Source organism: Pseudomonas sp. PA-4-8C, assembly GCF_021606625.1.
In the GTDB taxonomy this organism is placed as follows: domain Bacteria; phylum Pseudomonadota; class Gammaproteobacteria; order Pseudomonadales; family Pseudomonadaceae; genus Aquipseudomonas; species Aquipseudomonas lactis.
The window spans coordinates 1-2,083 of record NZ_WKCD01000478.1 but is presented as its reverse complement, the minus strand read 5'-3'; the positions used below and the strand labels follow the sequence as shown (position 1 = coordinate 2,083).

The window sequence follows — 2,083 nt, the reverse complement described above, 5'->3', positions numbered from 1 at the left end:
ATAAGAAACGAGGAGCGGGATGGGAATGGGGGGTACACAGACGAGGGACAGAGGAGAGAGGGAAAAGGGAGAGTGGGAGAGGAGTGGGGTTTTTTTTTTTAAAAGAAGAAGACGGCATACGAGATACCAGCACCAGTCTCGTGGGCTGGGAGTTGTTAAAAAGAAACGGACGCAACCCTCACCCGCCACAGCCTGGGTGCCGACCTTGAACTCGTCGAGCGGGCTGCCATACGGGCGCATCGTGTCGGCATCGAATGAATACCACTTGCCGCCCTTGAGCACGGCGGCCCCTTCCACCGTCTGGCCTGCCACTTTCACGGCGCCTGTTGCAGCGGCCTCGTACTGTTTGCTGACGGCCTTCAACACATCATAACTGCCAGTGGCGCCTCTGAGTTTGTTGACGGCCTTGACGCCTTTGGACAGTACATAAAGACCACCGGACGCCACCAACCGAGGCAAATCCCCCACCCCGCCCACAGGGTTGAGTACATCAATGGCCGCCACGCCGATGACCTTGGCCGCCCGCAATGCCTTGGCGCCAGTGGAAAGCACCGAGCGGCCAACATTGAGTAATTTCCCCGCGGTTGCGGTGCCCGCGGTGAGAAAGCCGAAAACATCCAATAATAGATCGAATGTACCCGTACCGTACTGGCCGTTCTGAAAATTGACAATGGCGGACCTGAAGGGAATCAGGTTCAACAAAAACTCGCTCAACTGCGCTTTAGCCATATCCGAGGCCGTCTGCCCACGAGCTTGCTGTTTGATAGCCGGATCGTCGAGATCCAAGTGCTCGACAAACGCAGTGGCAATCGCATCGGATCGGGCGCTGGTAAAGCTATCCCACAAGGGGGAGCTCAACGGGCGCTCACGACCGAGGTCATCGGCGTTATGCCGGGGCGTGAACGCTTTGGTCGTGAAGACCTTTCTGCCTTCCCTGGACTCCTTGACCCTCACCTCGTACAAGCCCGCCCTTTCAATCGCGCCATGATTGAAGTTGATGACGTAGGCTTGCGACTCACCGTTCAGTTCGGTCTTGACTAGCAGCCCCGGTTGATTTTGATCATAGGTATTATTGAAATGGCCATCCATGACGTAGGAGCCTTCTTGGAAAAAACTGATTTTTCCAAACTCGAAGTGCTTGCGATCCTCCAAGGGCAGCTGCGAAATCATGTGCCTGATCGTTGTATTGACGGCCGCCTTTTTTTCCTCGATTGCGCGTTTGAATTGCCTTTCGAATTCATCCGGCACGCCAAACTGCGGGTTAGCGTTCAACGCCATCAACACTCTGCGCAAATCACTTCCCTTGAGTGAACTGCTGGGTTCATATGCCTTGAAGGGCCTGGATTGCGACCAGTCGATCATGGCGATATCCAATAGCGAAATGCCTCCCCCTTCAATCGCCACGTAGTGCTGAGCAATCGCGAATACTTTTTCTTCGAAAAACGCGCCCAGGTCGCCAAATCGCTCCTTGAGCCTGACCAGTGCAATCTCTTTTCGCGTGGGTAATGCTGTGTCCAGTGCCTGGGAGGCCGCGAGCCGGGTATCCAGTTGTGTGTTGAAGGTGGTTCTTACCGATTCGAGTTGAGCCGGGAGGTAGCTGCCATCATTTCTTTTGGTGAGCACTCGATTGGCGATTGCCCAATCCAGTAAAGCGACGGTTTGTGCCGTTTGGGTGATCGCAGGGTCAACCAGCCGCGCCTTATCGGCCTCACTCATGACTTGGGCAAACGTCATACCGCGAACTTTTCCCGGTGCCTGGGCTTCAAGGGTCATGGCCGCAATCGTCAGGCTCGCCCAGGCCTGACTACCGACTTTCACCGTCGCAGGAATATCTTTGATCAGAAACTGCGGAGCTGACCTGGCTAGCAGCAGGTACGCACCGACATTGGCCAATGCCGCGCTGGTTTTGCCTGTGCTACTCAAGTGTTCGACCAGCGCGTCCACGACCGCAGAAGGGTGATGGCCGCCATAGTTCTCACTGGTCAGATCCAAGCCCGCTACTTTGTGGCGATCAGGCGCGGTGATCGACTCAGGGTCCATCTGCAGGGCGATAGCCGCCAGCAGGTAATCGCTCGCGCTGCTG

At 55.9% G+C, this 2,083-nt stretch carries 1 pseudogene; it reads right to left on the bottom strand.

The features are described from left to right. Positions 1 to 2,083 (bottom strand): annotated as a pseudogene (locus GIW04_RS30160) (hypothetical protein); the annotation flags it as partial.